Consider the following 957-nt stretch of genomic DNA (forward strand, 5'->3'; position numbering starts at 1 on the left):
CGATGCCAATCCGCAGGTGGCCGATCTGACCTCCCGTCATCTGGCCTATGTCATCTACACCTCCGGCTCCACCGGTACGCCTAAAGGTGTCATGGGATGGCATCGGCCGGTGATCAATCTCATCGAATGGATCACCCGGCAATTCCAGATCGGTCCGCAGGACACGGTGCTGCTCACCAGTTCGCTGTCGTTCGATTTGTCGGTGTACGACATCTTTGGTCTGCTGGCGACCGGCGGTTGTATCCGCGTGGCCTCGCACAGCGAAGTGGCGGACCCGCAACGATTGGCGCAGATCCTGTTTGAAGAGCCCATCACGTTCTGGGATTCGGCCCCCGCCGTTTTTCAGCAACTGGTTTTTTATCTGGACCACGCTGCTAGGCAGGCCGGCATGCCATCGCTGCGTCTGGCGTTTTTCAGTGGCGACTGGATCCCGATGGAATTCTTCGGCGTACTCGGCCGCTTCTTTCCGGCCAGCCGGATGATCGGCCTGGGCGGCGCGACCGAAGCGACGGTATGGTCCAACTTCTATCCCGTGGAGCATATCGACGAAGGATGGGTGAGTATTCCGTATGGCCGTCCAATCCAGAATGCGCGCTATTACGTGCTGGATGCGTCTTTGAATCCCCTTCCCGTGGGCGCGCGCGGGGATTTGTATATCGGTGGCGAATGCCTGACGGCGGGGTATTTCCAGCGTCCGGCCCTGACCGCTGAACGCTTCATCGACGATCCGCACTATCCCGTGCCGCAGGCGCGGATGTACAAGACGGGCGATCTGGCGCGCTATCTTCCCGATGGCAATCTGCAGTTCCTGGGGCGTGCGGACCACCAGGTGAAAATCCGCGGCTTCCGCATCGAACTGGGTGAGATCGAGGCGCGCCTGGGCCAGCACCCGGCGATCCACCAGGCCGTCGTCATGGCCCGCGAGGATGTTCCGGGCGATAAACGCCTGGTTGCCTA

At 61.0% G+C, this 957-nt stretch carries 1 protein-coding gene; it reads left to right on the plus strand.

Features of this window, described 5'->3' with window-relative positions; translation table 11 throughout:
• Nucleotides 1–957 (plus strand): amino acid adenylation domain-containing protein (locus tag ISP18_RS00035; protein WP_404559213.1); only part of this gene is annotated, 957 nt, incomplete at both ends.

Source organism: Dyella humi, from assembly GCF_044904605.1.
GTDB lineage: Bacteria > Pseudomonadota > Gammaproteobacteria > Xanthomonadales > Rhodanobacteraceae > Dyella_B > Dyella_B humi.